11 protein-coding genes are annotated in these 18,611 nt (G+C 61.3%); 10 read left to right on the plus strand and 1 reads right to left on the minus strand.

From position 1 onward, the window contains the following. Positions 1-460: 460 nt before the first annotated feature. From VLA07_RS16535 to VLA07_RS16580, 10 genes are all read left to right on the plus strand, one after another. Positions 461-1,924: a serralysin family metalloprotease gene (locus VLA07_RS16535; protein ID WP_098964084.1), complete on the plus strand. Its 1,464-nt coding sequence runs from the start codon at positions 461-463 to the stop codon at positions 1,922-1,924. A gap of 92 nt (positions 1,925-2,016) precedes the next feature. After that, positions 2,017-2,445 carry an AprI/Inh family metalloprotease inhibitor gene (locus VLA07_RS16540; protein ID WP_247267647.1) on the plus strand — a complete coding sequence of 143 codons (429 nt, stop codon included), beginning with the start codon at positions 2,017-2,019 and terminating at the stop codon, positions 2,443-2,445. A gap of 204 nt (positions 2,446-2,649) precedes the next feature. Beyond that, positions 2,650-4,425 (plus strand): type I secretion system permease/ATPase, encoded by a 1,776-nt coding sequence (locus VLA07_RS16545; RefSeq protein WP_333989703.1) that lies wholly within the window; start codon positions 2,650-2,652, stop codon positions 4,423-4,425. Continuing rightward, positions 4,422-5,771, plus strand: coding sequence for an HlyD family type I secretion periplasmic adaptor subunit (locus VLA07_RS16550; RefSeq protein WP_049827896.1), 1,350 nt, complete (start codon positions 4,422-4,424; stop codon positions 5,769-5,771). Before VLA07_RS16545 ends, VLA07_RS16550 begins: the two co-directional genes overlap by 4 nt. A 2-nt stretch (positions 5,772-5,773) precedes the next feature. Further along, positions 5,774-7,132: a TolC family outer membrane protein gene (locus VLA07_RS16555; RefSeq protein ID WP_210557197.1), complete on the plus strand. Its 1,359-nt coding sequence runs from the start codon at positions 5,774-5,776 to the stop codon at positions 7,130-7,132. 246 nt (positions 7,133-7,378) lie between these two features. Further along, positions 7,379-10,330: an autotransporter serine peptidase EprS gene (eprS, locus tag VLA07_RS16560; protein ID WP_333989704.1), complete on the plus strand. Its 2,952-nt coding sequence runs from the start codon at positions 7,379-7,381 to the stop codon at positions 10,328-10,330. Positions 10,331-10,561: 231 nt separating this feature from the next. Next, positions 10,562-13,648 carry an autotransporter domain-containing protein gene (locus VLA07_RS16565; RefSeq protein WP_442969548.1) on the plus strand — a complete coding sequence of 1,029 codons (3,087 nt, stop codon included), beginning with the start codon at positions 10,562-10,564 and terminating at the stop codon, positions 13,646-13,648. A 56-nt stretch (positions 13,649-13,704) separates the two neighbouring features. Beyond that, entirely contained in the window at positions 13,705-15,393 is a 1,689-nt protein-coding gene (locus VLA07_RS16570; protein WP_333989705.1) for a polyurethane esterase, read from the plus strand. A gap of 216 nt (positions 15,394-15,609) precedes the next feature. Continuing rightward, on the plus strand, positions 15,610-17,463 hold the full coding sequence (locus VLA07_RS16575; RefSeq protein ID WP_333989706.1) for a polyurethane esterase: 1,854 nt from the start codon (positions 15,610-15,612) through the stop codon (positions 17,461-17,463). 256 nt (positions 17,464-17,719) lie between these two features. Then, a complete protein-coding gene (locus tag VLA07_RS16580) occupies positions 17,720-18,094 on the plus strand; it encodes a hypothetical protein (protein WP_097087458.1) in 375 nt (124 codons plus the stop codon). 120 nt (positions 18,095-18,214) lie between these two features. On the opposite strand, the gene VLA07_RS16585 is transcribed toward VLA07_RS16580, so the two are convergent. After that, positions 18,215-18,439, minus strand: a complete 225-nt coding sequence (locus VLA07_RS16585) for a YgdI/YgdR family lipoprotein (RefSeq protein WP_041064149.1) — start codon at positions 18,437-18,439, stop codon at positions 18,215-18,217. Positions 18,440-18,611 lie beyond the last annotated feature (172 nt).

The raw sequence follows: 18,611 nt of genomic DNA on the forward strand, positions 1-18,611 counted from the left end.
TCATCGCCTGCATGCGAATACTGCTGATCAGATTGAATGCCATGCTGCGAGACGGCACAGAGTGGCGGTGACGAACGGTGGTAGTAAGACAGTTGCTCCCACAATGTGTTTTCAGCGCAGCATTTTATTTGATATCAATACACTGGCATTGCACTAGTAGAGTGCAGGAAAGTGAGACGCGTCTAACAAAAAACAACTTACTAATATTTAATATTTAAATAGAAAATCGTCAGACAATTGGGCGTGGTGATGCCCGGTAAAACAATCTTTCGACCCCGCAGGCTTTGTTTTCGGCAGTTTTACGCAACAGTTCAATTTGATCTCAAAAAAACGCTAGACGACAGATTTCAAATTGTGTCAGGTTTCTTACGCCTTCATTGGGCGAGTGATAGGACGATCTCGCCAGGGATCGTCGCTATCTGACAAAAACTGTTCCATTGCTAAACAAGGAAGTGTGTTTATGTCGAAAGTAAAAGCGAACGCTATTGATATCACCGCAGACACATTCGTGCCTGTCGGCGCAGCGCAATCTCTGGCTGCGACCAGCTCTGCCTGGAACCAGATCAATAGCTTCAGCCATCAATACGATCGTGGCGGCAACCTCACGGTCAATGGCAAACCGTCCTTCTCGGTGGATCAAGCCGCCACTCAATTGTTGCGCGACGGTGCCTCCTGGCACGACCTCGACAACAGCGGCAAGATCGAACTGACCTACACCTTTCTGACCGCCAAAACCGCTAACTTCAGCGGCCTGGGCGTCACCGGTTTCAGTCAGTTCAGCTCCCTGCAGAAAGCCCAGGCCGTGCTCGCCATGCAGTCGTGGGCGGATGTCGCCAACGTGACGTTCACCGAATCGGCCCGTGGTGGCGACGGTCACATGACCTTCGGTAACTACAGTGGCGGTCAGGAAGGCGCGGCGGCGTTTGCGTTCCTGCCAGGCACCGAGCCAGGCTATGACGGTCAATCCTGGTACCTGACCGGCAGTGGCTATGACGTCAACAAGACCCCGGGCCTGAACAATTACGGGCGTCAGACCCTGACCCACGAAATCGGCCACACCCTGGGCCTGTCTCACCCTGGCGACTACAACGCCGGCGAAGGCAATCCGACTTACAAGGATGCTTCCTACGGGCAAGACACCCGCGGTTACAGCCTCATGAGTTACTGGAGCGAAAGCAACACCGCCCAGAACTTCAGCAAGGGCGGTGTGGAAGCTTACGCTTCCGGCCCGCTGATGGACGACATTGCAGCGATCCAGAAGCTGTACGGCGCCAACCTGACCACCCGTACCGGTGACACCACCTACGGCTTCAACTCCAACGCCGGTCGCGATTTCCTCAGCGCCTCGTCGTCGAGCGACAAGCTGGTGTTCTCGGTGTGGGACGCGGGCGGCAAGGACACCTTCGACTTCTCGGGTTTCACCCAGAACCAGAAGATCAATCTCAACGAAGCCTCGTTCTCCGACGTTGGCGGCATGATCGGTAACGTGTCCATCGCCAAGGGCGTGACCATCGAGAACGCCATTGGTGGTTCGGGCAACGATCTGCTGATCGGTAACAGTGCGTCCAACGAGCTGAAGGGCGGTGCCGGCAACGACATCATCTACGGCGCTGGTGGTGCGGACAAACTGTGGGGCGGTGCGGGTTCGGACACTTTCGTGTTCGCCTCCAGCTCCGACTCCAAGCCGGGTGCAATCGATCAGATCCTCGATTTCGTCAGCGGTCTGGACAAAATCGACCTGAGCGCCATCACCAACGGTTCCGGCCTGCACTTCGTCAGCAGCTTCACCGGTTCGGCCGGCGACGCGATCCTGACCTCGTCGGGCGGCAACAGCCTGTTGTCGGTGGACTTCTCCGGGCACGGCGTGGCGGACTTCCAGGTCAGCACCGTGGGCCAGGCAGCGACCAGCGACATCGTGGCGTGATGTGAAACGGGAAGCGGCGCTTGATGCGCCGCTTTCTTTGCTTGCATCGTGTTGATGGCTGGGCAAGGCTAGGTGCTGGAGTGAATTTTCTGATGATCTGTAAAGTTTTTACCTACAAGGCAATGGCGTGGCTTTCGGCGGCGCTGATCATGATTTCTGGAGAAACAACCATGGCAAGCAGCCTCAGACTTGAAGATCCATCGGTTTTTGCCGGGCAATGGCAGGCTGTATTGACTGCGCCCGACGACGCACCACAAGCGCAGGCATTGCAGGACAAACCGTCGAACACCTGCCTGATCGATCTTGAACCGAACCAGACGCTGGGCAAGGGCGCCGAATGCCTGGGGGCATGGCTTGAGCAAGCGCCAATCGGCTGGTTTCCTGAACCGGACGGCTTGTCGATTACCGGCAAGGAAGGTTCAAGAATCCAGTTCTTCAGCCGACAACGTGATGGGCTTTATCTGAGCACTTTGAAGTCGGGACTGGAGATTACGCTGAAACGGAATACTCCAACGCAGTGAACAGCGAAATCGGTTGCACAGTTGAATATAAGGTTTCACGTTGCAGTTATAAGTGGCAGCCCGATACGTCGAATAGCCGTTGAGCAACGGAAGTTGTTATTGAAATGTAAATGCAAGTTGCAAGAACCCGTCCGGTCTGCGCACGGATAATTATTTGAAGCGTCTCGCCAAAGAATGGCGGGGAAATTATTGCAGGAATAATCAATGAAGATGGCGAAGGCCCCAGCCACCGCTCCCTTATTCAAGGCTTTGGGCGACTATAAAAGCATTCTGATCAGCGTCGGGTGCTTTACCGCACTGATTAACGTGCTGATGCTGGTGCCCTCCATTTATATGCTGCAAGTCTATGACCGCGTGCTGTCTTCGCAGAACGAAACCACCCTGGCGATGCTGTCGTTGATGGTCGTCGGGTTCTTCGCATTCATCGGCATGCTGGAAGTGGTGCGCAGTTTCATCGTGATCCGCATCGGCAGCCAACTGGAGCGCCGCTTCAACCTGCGGGTGTATCAGGCGGCGTTCGAACGCAATCTGTTCAAGGGCGAGGGTAACGCCGGGCAATCGCTGGGCGACCTGACCCACATTCGCCAATTCGTCACCGGCCCGGCCCTGTTCGCGTTTTTCGACGCGCCGTGGTTCCCGGTCTATCTGTTTGTCATCTACCTGTTCAATGTCTGGCTGGGCGTGCTCGCCACGGCCGGCGCGCTGCTGCTGATTGCGCTGGCCTGCCTCAACGAATACATGACCAAAAAGCCGCTGGGGGAAGCCGCCGGTTACTCGCAGAAGTCCAGTCAACTGGCGACCAGCCACCTGCACAACGCCGAAACCATTCAGGCCATGGGCATGCTCGGCGCGTTGCGCAAGCGCTGGTTTGGTGTGCACTCGCGTTTCCTCGGCCTGCAGAATCAGGCCAGCGACACCGGCGCGGTGATCAGCTCGATCAGTAAGACCCTGCGCCTGTGCCTGCAATCGCTGGTGCTGGGCCTCGGTGCGTTGTTGGTGATCAAGGGCGACATGACCGCCGGGATGATGATCGCCGGTTCGATCCTGATGGGCCGCGTGCTGAGCCCGATCGACCAGTTGATCGCCGTGTGGAAACAGTGGAGCGGGGCGAAGCTGGCCTATCGTCGTCTGGACTCTTTGTTGCAGGCGTTCCCGCCGAGTGATGACGCCATGGCGCTGCCGGCGCCGAAAGGCCAGATCACCTTCGAGCAAGTCAGTGCCGGCCCTCCCGGGCAGCGCGCGGCAACCCTGCAGATGATCAATTTCAATCTGGGCGCTGGCGAAGTGCTCGGCGTGCTCGGTGCTTCCGGTTCCGGCAAGTCGACCCTGGCCCGTGTGCTGGTCGGTGTGTGGCCGACCCTCGGCGGCACGGTGCGCCTGGACAGTGCCGACATCCATCGCTGGAACCGCGACGAGCTCGGCCCGTACATCGGCTACTTGCCACAAGACATCGAACTGTTCAGCGGCAGCATCGCCGAAAACATTGCCCGTTTCAGCGAAGCCAACCCGGAGAAGGTCGTGGCCGCCGCGCAACAGGCCGGCGTCCACGAGATGATTCTGCGCCTGCCGCAAGGCTACGACACGCAACTGGGCGAGGACGGCAGTGGCCTGTCCGGCGGTCAAAAGCAGCGTGTGGCCCTGGCCCGTGCGATGTATGGCGATCCGAGCCTGGTGGTGCTCGATGAGCCGAATTCCAACCTCGACACTGTCGGTGAAGCCGCGCTGGCCAGCGCCATCGCCCAGCTCAAGGCCAAGGGCACCACCGTAGTGCTGGTGACGCATCGCTCTTCGGTACTGGCTCAGGCGGACAAACTGCTGGTGCTCAACGATGGCCGCTTGCAGGCGTTCGGCGCCAGTCAGGAAGTGCTCAAGGCGCTGTCCGGCGCTCAGGAACAACAACGGGAAAAATCCGCGCAGGCACCGGGCGGGCTCAGCATGAGCCGGCAGTACCAGCCCTCGACAAGGAATTCGGGTGTATGAGCAGCGCCAGCATGAACACTGAAAACGAAGCCTCCATGGAACACGCGTACGTCACCGAGCGCCCGGAGCGCGATGCGAAATTCTTCGCCCGCATGGGCTGGATTCTGGCCATCGTCGGCGCTGGCAGTTTCTTCACTTGGGCCGCACTGGCGCCGCTGGATCAGGGGATTCCGGTGCAAGGCACCGTGGTGGTCTCGGGCAAGCGCAAAGCTGTGCAGTCGATGAGCAGCGGCGTGGTCAGCCGGATTCTGGTGCGCGAAGGCGAGATCGTCAAACAGGGCCAGCCGCTGTTCCGCCTCGATCAGACCCAGGTCGCGGCCGACGTGCAGTCGCTGCAAGCCCAGTACCGCATGGCCTGGGCCAGCCTCGCACGCTGGCAGGCCGAGCGCGACAACCGCAAAGAGATTACCTTTCCTGCCGAACTGAGCAACGACCCGGATCCGCGTCTGGCGCTGGTTCTTGAAGGCCAGCGTCAACTGTTCAGCAGCCGTCGCGAAGCGTTCTACCGCGAGCAGGCCGGTCTGCGCGCCAGCATCGAAGGCGCCACCGCGCAGCTGGCGGGCATGCGCCGCGCCCGCACCGACCTCAATGCCCAGGCCGATTCGCTGCAACAGCAACTGAGCAACCTGCAGCCACTGGCGGACAACGGCTACATCCCGCGCAACCGCTTGATGGAGTACCAGCGTCAGCTGTCGCAAGTGCAGCAGCAACTGGCGGAAAACACCGGTGAAAGCGGCCGGGTGGAGCAGGGCATCCTCGAATCGCGCCTGAAGCTGCAACAGCATGGCGAGGAATATCAAAAGGAAGTACGCACGCAACTGGCCGACGCGCAGCTCAAAAGCGTGACCCTGTCCGAGCAACTGACCTCGGCCGGTTTCGACCTGCAACACAGCGAGATCCTCGCCACCGCCGATGGTGTGGCGGTCAACCTTGGCGTGCACACCGAAGGCGCCGTGGTGCGTCAGGGCGAAACCCTGCTGGAGATCGTCCCGCAAGGCACCACCCTGGAAGTCGAAGGGCACTTGCCGATCAACCTGATCGACAAGGTCGGCACGCATCTGCCGGTGGATATCCTGTTCACCGCGTTCAACCAGAGCAAGACCCCGCGTGTACCGGGTGAGGTCAGCCTGATTTCCGCCGACCAGATGGTCGATGAGAAAACCGGCGTGCCGTACTACGTGTTGCGCAGCAGCGTCAGTGATCAGGCGATGGAAAAACTCCATGGCCTGGTGATCAAGCCCGGTATGCCGGCGGAAATGTTCGTGCGCACGGGCGAACGGTCACTGCTCAACTACCTGTTCAAACCACTGCTCGATCGCGCTGGCTCTGCGTTGACTGAAGAATAAGGATGTTCGGCTGTATGAATAAGCTTTCGATGTTGGGAGCAGCGTTCACGCTGCTCGCAGGAAACAGCGCGCTGGCGGCCATGGGGCCATTCGAGGTCTACGAACAGGCATTGCGCAACGATCCGGTGTTCCTCGGCGCGATCAAGGAGCGCGACGCGGGCCTGGAAAACCGCATCATCGGCCGCGCCGGGCTGTTGCCGAGACTGGGTTACAACTACAACCGGGGTCACAACACCTCGAAGGCCACGCAACTGACCGCTCGCGGCAACCTCACCGAAGACCGCAACTACAACAGCTATGGCTCGACCCTGACCTTGCAGCAACCGTTGCTCGACTACGAAGCCTACGCGGCGTATCGCAAAGGCGTGGCGCAGTCGCTGTTCGCCGACGAAGCGTTTCGCGGCAAGAGTCAGGAGCTGCTGGTACGGGTGCTGGACAACTACACCAAAGCCTTGTTCGCCCAGGATCAGATCGACATCGCCCAGGCCAAGAAGAAGGCTTACGAGCAGCAGTTCCAGCAGAACGAACACATGTTCAAGCAGGGCGAGGGCACGCGCACCGACATTCTGGAAGCCGAGTCGCGCTATGAGCTGGCGACCGCCGAAGAGATCGAGGCACGCAACGAGCAGGACGCGGCGCTGCGTGAGCTGGGCGCGCTGGTCGGCGTGCAGACAGTGGATATCAGCGAGCTGGCACCGCTGGATCAGAACTTCCAGACTTTCGCGCTGATGCCGGCCAACTACGACACCTGGCACGAACTGGCGATCAGCAACAACCCCAATCTGGCGTCGCAACGCCAGGCGGTGGAAGTGGCCAAGTACGAAGTCGAGCGCAACCGCGCCGGGCACCTGCCGAAAGTCAGTGCCTACGCGTCGATCCGCAAGACTGAATCGGACAGCGGCAACACCTATAACCAGCGCTACGACACCAACACCATCGGCTTTGAAGTCAACGTGCCGCTGTATGCCGGTGGCGGGGTGTCGGCCTCGACCCGTCAGGCCAGCCGCACCATGGAGCAGGCGGAATACGAACTCGACGGCAAGACCCGCGAGACGCTGATCGAACTGCGCCGCCAGTTCAGCGCCTGCCTGTCGGGCGTCAACAAACTGCGCGCCTACCAGAAGGCCCTGGCCTCGGCTGAAGCGCTGGTGGTGTCGACCAAGCAAAGCATTCTCGGTGGTGAACGGACTAACCTCGATGCGCTGAACGCCGAACAGCAACTGTTTACCACCCGCCGCGATCTGGCCCAGGCGCGCTACGACTACTTGATGGCCTGGACCAAACTGCATTACTACGCAGGGACCTTGAACGAACAGGATCTGGCGCGGGTGGATGAGGCGTTCGGTGTTGCTCATCGCTAATGTGCATGGCTTGGGAGTGGCCCTCACCCTAACCCTCTCCCAGAGGGAGAGGGGACTGAATGGGGGGTGTTCCAGATGGGCACCGATATGAGTGAGCGGTGCTGAATCCATAATCGACTCGGTTTCTCAGGTCGATGCATGGCTCAAGACACCCGGATTGGCTCTCTCTCCCTCTGGGAGAGGGCTGGGGTGAGGGTTTTACACCGCAGAAGAACCTGCATAAAACAATAAAAGTGAGTGGTGAACATGGAAGTACGCATCAAGCCGGCAGCGGTCGGCACTCTGTTGCTCGCAGTTTCCATTGCGCAAGCCAACGCGCAGTACCTTGAAACCGGCAAGCCCGGCGATCCCGCCAGTTGGCGCAGCGCCGAATTCCAGCGCGACTGGGGCCTTGCGCGGATGCAGGCAGATCAAGCCTACGCCGCCGGCATCACCGGTAAAGGCGTGAAGATCGGCGCCCTCGATTCCGGCTTCGATGCCGGCCACCCCGAGTTCGCCAGCGACCGCTATCACCCGGTGCTGGCCTCCGGCAGTTACGTCGACGGCTCGCTGTTCAACGTCAACGGCACCCTCAATTCCAACAACGATTCCCACGGCACCCACGTGGTCGGCACCATGGGCGCGAGCCGGGACGGCAACGGCATGCACGGGGTGGCGTACAACGCGCAAATCTACGTCGGCAACACCAACAACAACGACAGCTTTCTGTTCGGCCCGAAACCCGATCCGCGCTATTTCAAAGCCGCGTATGACGCCCTGGCCGCTGCCGGCGTGCGTGCGATCAACAACAGTTGGGGCAGCCAGCCGCCGGATGTCAGCTATCGCACCCTGGCCGATCTGCACGCCGCGTACGCTCAGCACTGGAATCAGGGCACCTGGCTCGACGCGGCGGCGGACGTCTCGCGCCGTGGCGTGATCAACGTGTTCAGTGCCGGCAACAGCGGCTACCCGAACGCCAGCGTGCGCTCGGCGCTGCCGTACTTTCAGCCGGACCTCGAAGGCCACTGGCTGGCAGTCTCCGGGCTGGACCAAAGCAATCAGCAAAAGTACAACCAGTGCGGCATCGCCAAATACTGGTGCATCACCACGCCGGGGGCGAAGATCGACAGCACCATTCCGGGTGGCGATTACGCAATCAAGTCCGGCACCTCGATGGCCGCGCCGCACGCCACCGGGGCACTGGCGCTGGTGATGGAACGCTACCCGTACATGAACAACCAGCAGGCACTCGAAGTGCTGCTGACCACCGCCACACAGCTCGATGGTTCGATCACCGATGCACCGACCGAGCGGGTCGGCTGGGGCGTGGCCAATCTCAATCGGGCGATGCACGGGCCGGGACAATTGCTCGGCGCGTTCGATGCCAATCTGGCCGCCGGGCAGAGCGATGTGTGGAGCAATGACATTTCCGACAAGGCATTGATTCAGCGCCAGCGCGAAGACCTCGCCGAACACCGCGCCTGGCAGCAGACTCTGCAGGACAAGGGCTGGCAGAACGGCGTCCCGGCCGGCGCCAGTCAGCAGGATCAGACCGACTACGCCGTCGGTATGGCGCGCGATGCCGCAGCGGCCACCCGGGTCTATCAGGGCAGCCTGATCAAGTCCGGGGCAGGGCGCTTGCTGCTGACCGGCGACAACACCTTTCGTGGCCCGACCACGGTCAATGGCGGCTTGTTGAGCGTCAACGGCTCGCTGGCCTCGGCGGTGACCGTCAACGACAGCGGCACCCTCGGCGGTTCCGGGCGGATCGCCTCGTTGCTCGCCAACAGCGGCGGCCGCGTAGCGCCGGGCAACTCCATCGGCACCTTAAGCGTGGCCGGTGACGTGACCTTCGCCCCAGGCTCGACCTACGCGGTCGAGCTGTCGCCGACCAGCAGCGACCGCATCGTCGCTGGCGGCAGCGCGAGCATCAGCGGTGCCACGGTCAGCCTGTCGCTGGAAAACAGTCCGACCCTGCTCAGCACCACTGAAACCCGCAGCCTGCTCGGCCATTCTTACGACATTCTGCAAGCGGCCGGTGGCATTCAAGGCCAGTTCGGCGCGGTGCTGCCGGATTACCTGTTCATCGGCGGCAACCTCGACTACACGGCCAACGCCATTCAGCTCGACATTCAGCGCAACGCCACCTCGTTCGCCAGCGTCGGGCAGACCCCGAATCAGCGTGCGGTGGCGGCCGCCGTCGAAGGCCTCGGCGCCGGCAATTCGGTGTACGAAAGCCTGCTGCTGTCGGCGTCTGCCGCCTCGGCGCAGCAAGCCTTCCAGCAATTGAGCGGCGAAATCTACCCGGCGCTCGGCTCGATGCTGATCAATGACAGCCGCCAGTTGCGCGACGCGGTCGGTGAGCGTCTGCACGATGCCAACGCCACGCAAAGCAATGGCTGGATCAAGGCCCTCGGCGCCTGGGGTTCGACCAACTCCGGTAACGACACCTCGCGCTACAGCACCTCAATCGGCGGCTTGCTCGCCGGTGTCGACGGCGCGCTGGACGAGCAGACGCGCATCGGTCTGGTCACCGGTTACAGCGACAGCTCGCTGAACATGGGCTCGGACACGCATTCGTCGGCCAAGGTCGACAGCTATCACCTCGGCGCTTACGCCGGTCATGAAACCGGCGCCTGGCGTCTGAGCACCGGCGCGGCGTACAGCTGGCATCGCGCCGATGTGAAGCGCGATCTGCAATACGGCGACGTCAGCGCCAAACAGAAAGCCAAGGTCGATGCGGCGACCACGCAGGTTTTCGGTGAAGCGGCTTATCGGCTGAACCTGCAGCCGCTGGCACTGGAGCCGTTCGCCAACCTCGCTTATGTGCATCTGGATACCGAAGGCTTCACCGAAAAGGGCGATGCGGCGGCGCTGAAAAGCTCCGGCGACCAGCGTGATGCGGTGCTGAGTACCCTCGGTGTGCGCGCGGTCAAGCGCTTCAATCTGTCGTCAGGGCAGGCGCTGGACCTGAGCGGGCATCTCGGCTGGCAGCACAGCCTCAGCGATATCGACGCCGAACAGCATCTGCGCTTTGCCAGCGGCAGCACGCCGTACACGGTCGAGAGTTCGGCTCTGGTGCGTGATGCGGCGCTGGTCGGCGTGCAAGCCAGCCTGGCATTGAGCAAGGACGTGCGGGTCAACCTCGATTACAACGGACAACTGGCCAACCGCGAGAAGAACCACGGCGTGGGGCTGAGCCTGAACTGGCAGTTCTGACGGAGGGCGTACGCGTAACCCTGTAGGAGCTGTGAACACATACCTGTGGCGAGGGAGCTTGCTCCCGCTCGGCTGCGCAGCAGTCGTAAATCCGCCACACCGGGTTCGACTGGAAACATGCACAGGGCCGCTTCGCGCCCCAGCGGGAGCAAGCTCCCTCGCCACACAAAGCAGCATTCATGAGATTGAAGTAGACGGATTTTTCGCAACAACACTAAGGAAGGTCGCTGGATGAATAACAACAATACCCCCGCGCAAACGGGCGGTCGCTTCGCCATGAAAACCCTCAATTGCGCCGTGATTTGTGCGCTGACCACCTGGGGCACCGCGCACGCGGCGCCTTACGTGGAAAGCGGCCGCAGCGGTGATCCCGCCAGTTGGCGCAGCGCCGAGTTCCAGGCGGAATGGGGCCTGGGCGCCATTGGCGCGGATCACGCCTACGCCGCCGGTTACACCGGCAAAGGTGTGAAACTGGGGATCTTCGACCAGCCGGTGTACGCCGCGCACCCGGAGTTTTCCGGTGCCAATAAAGTCATCACCCTGGTCACCAGCGGGATCCGCGAATACACCGACCCGTACATCCCGGTCAAAGCCGGCGATGCGTTCCGTTATGACGGTTCGCCCTCGGTCGGTTCCGACGGCAAGCTCGGTGCCCACGGCACCCACGTCGGTGGCATCGCTGCCGGCAGCCGTGACGGCGGGCCGATGCACGGCGTGGCGTTCGGTGCGCAGATCATCAGCGCGGATAACGGTGACCCGGGTCCGGAAGACGGCATCGTCCGTGGCAACGACGGCGCGGTGTACAAGGCCGGTTGGGATGCGCTGATCGCCAGTGGCGCGCGGATCATCAACAACAGCTGGGGCATCGGCATCACTGACCGTTTCGACCTCGGCGGCCGCGACCCGGCGTATCCGCACTTCACCGTCAACGACGCGCAATTGCAGTTCAACGAAATCCGCACGCTGCTCGGCACCAAGCCCGGCGGCGCCTACGACGGCGCCATCGCCGCCGCCCGCAGCGGCATCGTGACGATCTTCGCCGCCGGTAACGATTACAACCTGAACAATCCGGACGCCATCGCCGGCCTCGGTTACTTCGTGCCGGACATCGCGCCGAACTGGATCACCGTCGCCGCGTTGCAGAAGAACCCGGATCTGGCCAGCGCCAATCCGTACATCATGAGTACGTTCTCCTCGCGCTGCGGCTACACCGCGAGCTTCTGCGTCTCGGCGCCGGGCACGCAGATCTACAGCTCGATCATCAGCGGCACCAACGCCGACAACCTGACCACCGGCTACAAGAACTACAACGGCACCTCGATGGCCGCACCGCATGTGGCGGGCTCGATGGCGGTGTTGATGGAGCGCTTCCCGTACATGACTGGCGATCAGGTCGCCACGGTGCTGCGCACCACCGCCACCGACCTCGGCGCACCGGGTATCGACGCCTTGTACGGCTGGGGCATGATCAACCTGCGCAAAGGCATCGACGGCCCGGCGATGTTCGTCACCGAGCAGGACATCCCGGAAGAGTTCCGCATTCAGGGGGCCTACGGTTCCGGGCAGTTTGTCGCGGACTTGCCGGGCATCGGCGCGATCATCGACAAGGGCAAACCGACCGAGCGCCTGTGCACCGACATCACTTGCGGCCTCGACACCTGGCGCAACGACATTTCCGGTCACGGCGGCCTGACCAAGCAGGGCATCGGCACGCTGGTGCTGACCGGCAACAACACCTACAGCGGCCCGACTCTGGTCAATCAGGGACGTCTGGCGATCAATGGCTCGCTGGCTTCGGCGGTCACGGTCAACGACAGCGGCATCCTCGGCGGTAACGGCCGCATCGGTGCACTGACCGCGAAAAGCGGCGGTACCGTCGCCCCGGGCAATTCGATCGGCACGCTGAACGTCGCCGGTGACGTGACCTTCGAGCGCGGTTCGACCTACGCGGTGGAAGTCTCGCCGACCAGCAGCGACAAGATCGTTGCCGGTGGCAAAGCGGTGATTGATGGCGCCACAGTCAGTCTGTCGCTGGAAAACAGCCCGACCTTGCTGACGACGACTGAAGTGAAGAGCCTGCTCGGTTCGCAGTTCAACATCCTGCAAGCGGCCGGTGGCATCCAAGGCCAGTTCGGGCAAGTGCTGCCGAACTACGCGTTCCTCGGCGGCACCCTGGCGTACTCGGCAAACGGCGTGCAACTGGACGTCGGGCGCAACGGCGCGTCGTTCGCCAGTGTCGGCCTGACGCCGAACCAGCGTGCGGTTGGCGCGGCTGCCGAGGGTCTGGGCGCGGGCAATGCGCTGTTCGAAACCCTGCTGCTGTCGCCGAACGCGGCGTCGGCGCAACAAGCCTTCCAGCAACTGTCCGGCGAGATTCACCCGGCCATCGGCACGATGCTGATCAACGACAGCCGCTACCTGCGTGAAGCGGTGGGCGAGCGTCTGCGTGAGCGTGATCTGTTCAATGCCGACGCACCGACCGACGACCGCAGCAACGCCTGGGTCAAGGTACTGGGTTCGTGGGGCAAGAGCGATGGCGGCCATGAAAACGCCGACTCCAACAGCTCCATTGGCGGGCTGCTGGCCGGTGTCGACGGTTTGATTGCTGAAGATACGCGTCTGGGTTTCGTTACCGGTTATAGCGACAGCTCGTTGAACATGGGCGGCGGCACGCATTCGTCGGCCTCGGTCGACAGCTACCATCTGGGTGCGTACCTGGGGCATCAGATTGATGCGCTGCGCCTGACCGCCGGTGCGGCTTACAGCTGGCACCGCGTGGACGTGAAGCGTGATCTGCAGTTCGCAGGCGTCAGCGGCAAAGAGAAAACCAAGCACGATGCGGCGTCCACTCAGGTGTTCACCGAAGCGGCTTACGATCTGCGTCTGCAACCGATGAATCTGGAGCCGTTCGCCAATCTGTCCTACGTGCATCTGAACACCGAGAGCTTCACCGAGAAGGGTGATGCGGCGGCGCTCAAGAGCTCTGAAGACAACCGCGATGTGGTGCTGTCGACCCTTGGCGTACGCGCCAAGCGCACCTTCGCGCTGTCGGACAAACATCAGCTGGAACTGGGCGCGACCCTCGGCTGGCAGCACAACCTGAGCAGTGTCGATGCTGACAGCCACCTGGCCTTCGCCAATGGCAACAGCGCGTTCACCGTGCAGAGTGTGTCGATGGATCGTGATGCGGCAGTGGTCGGCGTCCGTGCCGGGCTGGCGCTCAATCGCGATGTCCGGGTCAACCTGGACTACAACGGACTGATCGGTAACAACGAGAAGGACCACGGTGTGGGTCTGACCCTCGACTGGCAGTTCTAAAAGCGTGCCGGCAGTCCCTTGGGGGCTGCCGGTTTTGAAGGAAGAGAGAGTACAACATGGGATTGTTCGATTATAAAAATGCCGACGGCAAAGCGTTGTACAGCGACGCCATCGCGCTGACGCTGTATGCCTACACGCCAACCGGCCAGCCGTTGCCGGCCACCGCCTGGAAACCGCTCAGCGCCACGGCGCTGGGTTATCAGGGCAAGGTCGGCGCGCAGGGCACGTTCTTCGGCGAGAAGGACGGCTTCACCAGCGCCGAGGCCGAAGTGCTCGGCCGGTACGACGCTGGCGGTAAATTGATCGGCATCGGCGTGGCCTTTCGCGGCACCGGCGGGCTGGGTTACAGCGACACCTTCGGCGACATGAAAAACAATCTGCTGGCCGCCATCGGGCCGTCGGATTACGCGAGCAACTACGCGAAAAACGCCTTCGACAACCTGCTCAAGGCTGTCGCCGCGTTCGCCATTGCCAACGGTATCGCCGCCAAGGACGTGCTGTTCAGTGGCCACAGCCTCGGTGGTCTTGGGGTCAACAGCGTGGCCGAGTTGAGCGGCGGCAATTGGGGCGGGTTTTTCAAGGACGCCAACTACATCGCGTTCGCCTCGCCGACCCAGAGCAGCACCGGCAACAACGTGCTGAACATCGGTTACGAAAACGATCCGGTGTTCCGTGCGCTGGACGGCACCACCTTCAGCAGCGGTTCGCTGGGCAAGCACGACGGGGCGCATGAGTCGACCACCGACAACATCGTCAATTTCACCGACAACTACGCGTCCACCGCGCAGAACCTGGTGCCGTTCAGCATCGTCAATCCGCTGAACTGGTCGGCCCACAGCTCGCTCGGGTATGCCGATGGCTTGAACCGGGTGATCGATTCGAAATTCTACAACCTCACGCACAAGGACTCGACCCTCATCGTCTCCAACCTTGAGGAATCGTCCCGGGGCAAGACCTGGGTCGAGGATCTGGGGCGCAGCGGCGAGCCGCACACCGGCAGCACCTTCATCATCGGCACGCAGAGCAACGACTGGCTCAAGGGCGGGGCGGGTAACGACTTCCTCGAAGGCCTGGGCGGCGATGACCGCTTCCGCGATGACGGCGGTTTCAACATCCTCCTCGGTGGCCAGGGCCACAACACCTTCGAGCTGCAGAAACCGCTGCAGAACTTCAGCTTCGCCAACGACGGTGACGGCACGCTGTACGTGCGCGACGCCTACGGCGGCATCAGCATGACCCGCGACATCGGCGCGCTGGTGAGCAAGGAGTCGGGTTCGTGGTGGGGCAGCAAGGAAATCACCTGGGGTGTCACGGCCAAGGGGTTGACCAATGGCAGCGAATTGACCCAGTACACCCATTCGCTCAACGGCGATGCTTACGGCAATGCGCTGCACGCCAGCGCCGACGGTGACTGGCTGTTCGGCCTGGGCGGCGATGACAAGCTGATCAGCGACAAGGGCCACGTGACCTTCGTCGGCGGCGCCGGCAATGACGTGATGACGGCAGTGGGTGGCAACAACACCTTCCTGTTCAGCGGCGCGTTCGGTTTTGATGCGATCAATGGTTACCAGGGCAGCGACAAACTGGTGTTCATGGGCGTCGAAGGCGCGGGGCAGGGCTACGACTACAAGCAGCATGCTGTGCAGTCGGGGGCCGATACCGTGCTGAAGATTGGCGAATATGCCGTGACCCTGGTCGGGGTGGGAGTGGCTAACCTGTCGGACTCGGCGTTCGTGTTCGCCTAGCTCCTTGTTAAGACAAACCCTGTAGGAGTGAGCCTGCTCGCGATCGCGGTAAGTCAGTCTCCATCCATGTTGCCTGACACGGTCTCATCGCGAGCAGGCTCACTCCTACAGTTAAAAGCAATGCAAGTAGTACTGAAATGCTCCGGGGCGTGCCCGTGAGGGGCGCCCTGGCTGTGAGCTATCTCTGACAATTCCAACAAAAGAGAGGCAATAGCAATGGGTGTGTATGACTACAAGAACTTCGGCACAGCCGATTCCAAGGCGCTGTTCAGCGATGCCATGGCGATCACGCTGTATTCCTACCACAACCTCGATAACGGCTTTGCCGCCGGTTATCAGCACAACGGCTTCGGCCTCGGCCTGCCCGCCACGTTGGTGACCGCGCTGCTCGGCGGCACCGATTCGCAAGGGGTGATCCCCGGTATTCCGTGGAACCCCGACTCGGAAAAACTCGCCCTCGACGCCGTGAAAAAAGCTGGCTGGACACCGATCACCGCCTCGCAACTGGGCTACGACGGCAAGACCGACGCGCGCGGAACCTTCTTCGGTGAGAAGGCCGGTTACACCACCGCTCAGGTGGAAATCCTCGGCAAGTACGACGCCCAGGGCCATCTCACGGAAATCGGCATTGCCTTTCGCGGCACCAGCGGCCCGCGGGAAAACCTGATCCTCGATTCCATCGGCGACGTGATCAACGATCTGCTGGCAGCGTTCGGTCCCAAGGACTACGCCAAGAATTACGTCGGCGAAGCGTTCGGCAATCTGCTCAATGACGTGGTGGCGTTCGCCAAGGCCAACGGCCTCAGCGGCAAGGACGTGCTGGTCAGCGGCCACAGCCTCGGCGGGCTGGCGGTCAACAGCATGGCTGACCTGAGTGGCGGCAAGTGGGGCGGATTCTTCGCCGATTCCAACTACATCGCCTACGCCTCGCCGACCCAGAGCAGCACCGACAAAGTGCTCAACGTCGGTTACGAAAACGATCCGGTGTTTCGTGCCCTCGACGGCTCGACCTTCACCGGCGCCTCGGTCGGCGTACACGACGCGCCCAAGGAATCGGCCACCGACAACATCGTCAGCTTCAACGATCACTACGCCTCGACCGCGTGGAATCTGCTGCCGTTCTCTATCCTCAACATCCCGACCTGGATCTCGCACCTGCCGACCGCTTACGGCGACGGCATGAACCGCATTATCGAGTCGAAGTTCTACGACCTGACCAGCAAGGACTCGACGATCATCGTCGCCAACCTGTCGGACCCGGCGCGGGCCAACACCTGGGTGCAGGACCTCAACCGCAACGCCGAAACCCACAAGGGCAGCACCTTCATCATCGGCAGCGACAGCAACGACCTGATCCAGGGCGGCAGCGGCAATGACTACCTCGAAGGTCGCGCCGGCAACGACACCTTCCGCGACGCTGGCGGCTACAACGTGATTCTCGGTGGCGCCGGCAACAACACCCTCGAGTTGCAGAAATCGGTGAACACCTTCGACTTCGCCAACGACGGCGCCGGCAATCTGTACGTGCGCGACGCCAACGGCGGGATCAGCATCACCCGCGACATCGGCAGCATCGTCACCAAGGAGCCGGGCTTCCTCTGGGGCCTGTTCAAGGACGACGTGACCCATAGCGTCACGGCTAGCGGTCTGAAGGTCGGCAGCAACGTCACTCAGTATGAGTCCAGCGTCAAAGGCACCAGCGGCGCCGACACGCTCAAGGCAAATGCCAGCGGTGACTGGTTGTTCGGTCTGGACGGCAATGACCATTTGATTGGTGGTGCGGGCAACGACGTGTTTGTCGGAGGCGCCGGCAATGATCTGATGGAATCGGGGGGCGGCGCGGACACGTTCCTGTTCAACGGCGCGTTTGGTCAGGATCGGGTGGTGGGTTTTACGTCGAACGACAAACTGGTGTTTCTTGGCGTGCAGGGTGTGTTGCCCAATGACGACTTCCGCGCGCATGCGACGGCGGTGGGGCAGGACACGGTGCTGAAGTTTGGTGGTGATTCGGTGACGCTGGTCGGGGTGGCGCTGAATAGCCTCAGTGCCGATGGAATTGTGATCGCCTGAGGTTGAAGCGGCGTCTGTAAGGACGCCATCGCGGGCAAGCCCGCTCCCACAGGGTTTTGCGGCGTACACAAGCTTTGTGAACGGCCTATAACCTGTGGGAGCGGTCTTGCCCGCGATTGAAGGATTACTCGGTATCAAAAGTGACTCGACAGCCACACCCTGACTCAAAAGCTGTGCAAACAGCAGAAGCGGCCTAAAGCCAGCACGTGCACACACGTTCTATAGCCAGCCGCCATTGAGTACAGGAGATGCACACGTGAAAAGGTTCAAGGGGTATGTCGGGATTGTCGGACTGGCGCTGTTATCGGCCAATGCCTGGGCCGATCTGCCTCAAACCTCGATTCTGAGCCGCTACGGCATCAGCAGCGATCAATTGCCGAAACCGGCGAAGACCGAAGCAGCCGAGCCAGTCGAAGAGAAAAGCCTGTTTCAGATCCAGCCCGAACAGCCCTTCGTGACGTTTCGGCGCGGTGATGACAAACAGGCACAAGCCACCGGTAACCTGAGCATCGACCGCATGACCCAACAGGATCTGGAGCGCTGCCGGCGTCTGCAAGCCGAGCTGGCGCGGCGCGGTGAGCAGTATTTCAGCTGTGATCACAGCATTATGGGTTTGCCTGCTTTCGAATAACCCACATAGATCGCGCGCTCCCTGTAGGAGCTGCCGAAGGCTGCGATCTTTTGATTTTGATCTTGAAAAACAAAGTCAAAAGATCGCAGCCTTCGGCAGCTCCTACACGTACAGCGGGGGTCAGTCTTCCTTGCGTACGGTCGCGACTTCGTCAGAGCGGACCTTCACCTTGGTCCCGGAAATATCCTCGAATTCATAGAACCCGTCCTTGTTCTTGGTTTTCGGCATGTCCTTGGTCAAATACTGAGTACCGTTCTGCAAGGTCACCACGGTCGGTGTCGAGCAGCCGCCCAATGCCAGAAAGGCCGCTACCGCCAGGGGAAGACCCAGAGTCTTGATGTTCATACCCACCTCAAATACCTCATTCCATATCAATTGACCGTATCCGGTCTCTAACGCGGTTGGTGCCATCGAACCGGGAAAAGTTCGATGGCACCCTGAAAAAATCCCGATTGCCGCTGCCACTGATCTTTTTCCGTTTGCACGCGACGGGGCAGAGCTGGTATCTGTACGCATA

Source organism: Pseudomonas sp. S3(2024) (assembly GCF_036861315.1).
Lineage (GTDB): Bacteria > Pseudomonadota > Gammaproteobacteria > Pseudomonadales > Pseudomonadaceae > Aquipseudomonas > Aquipseudomonas putida_A.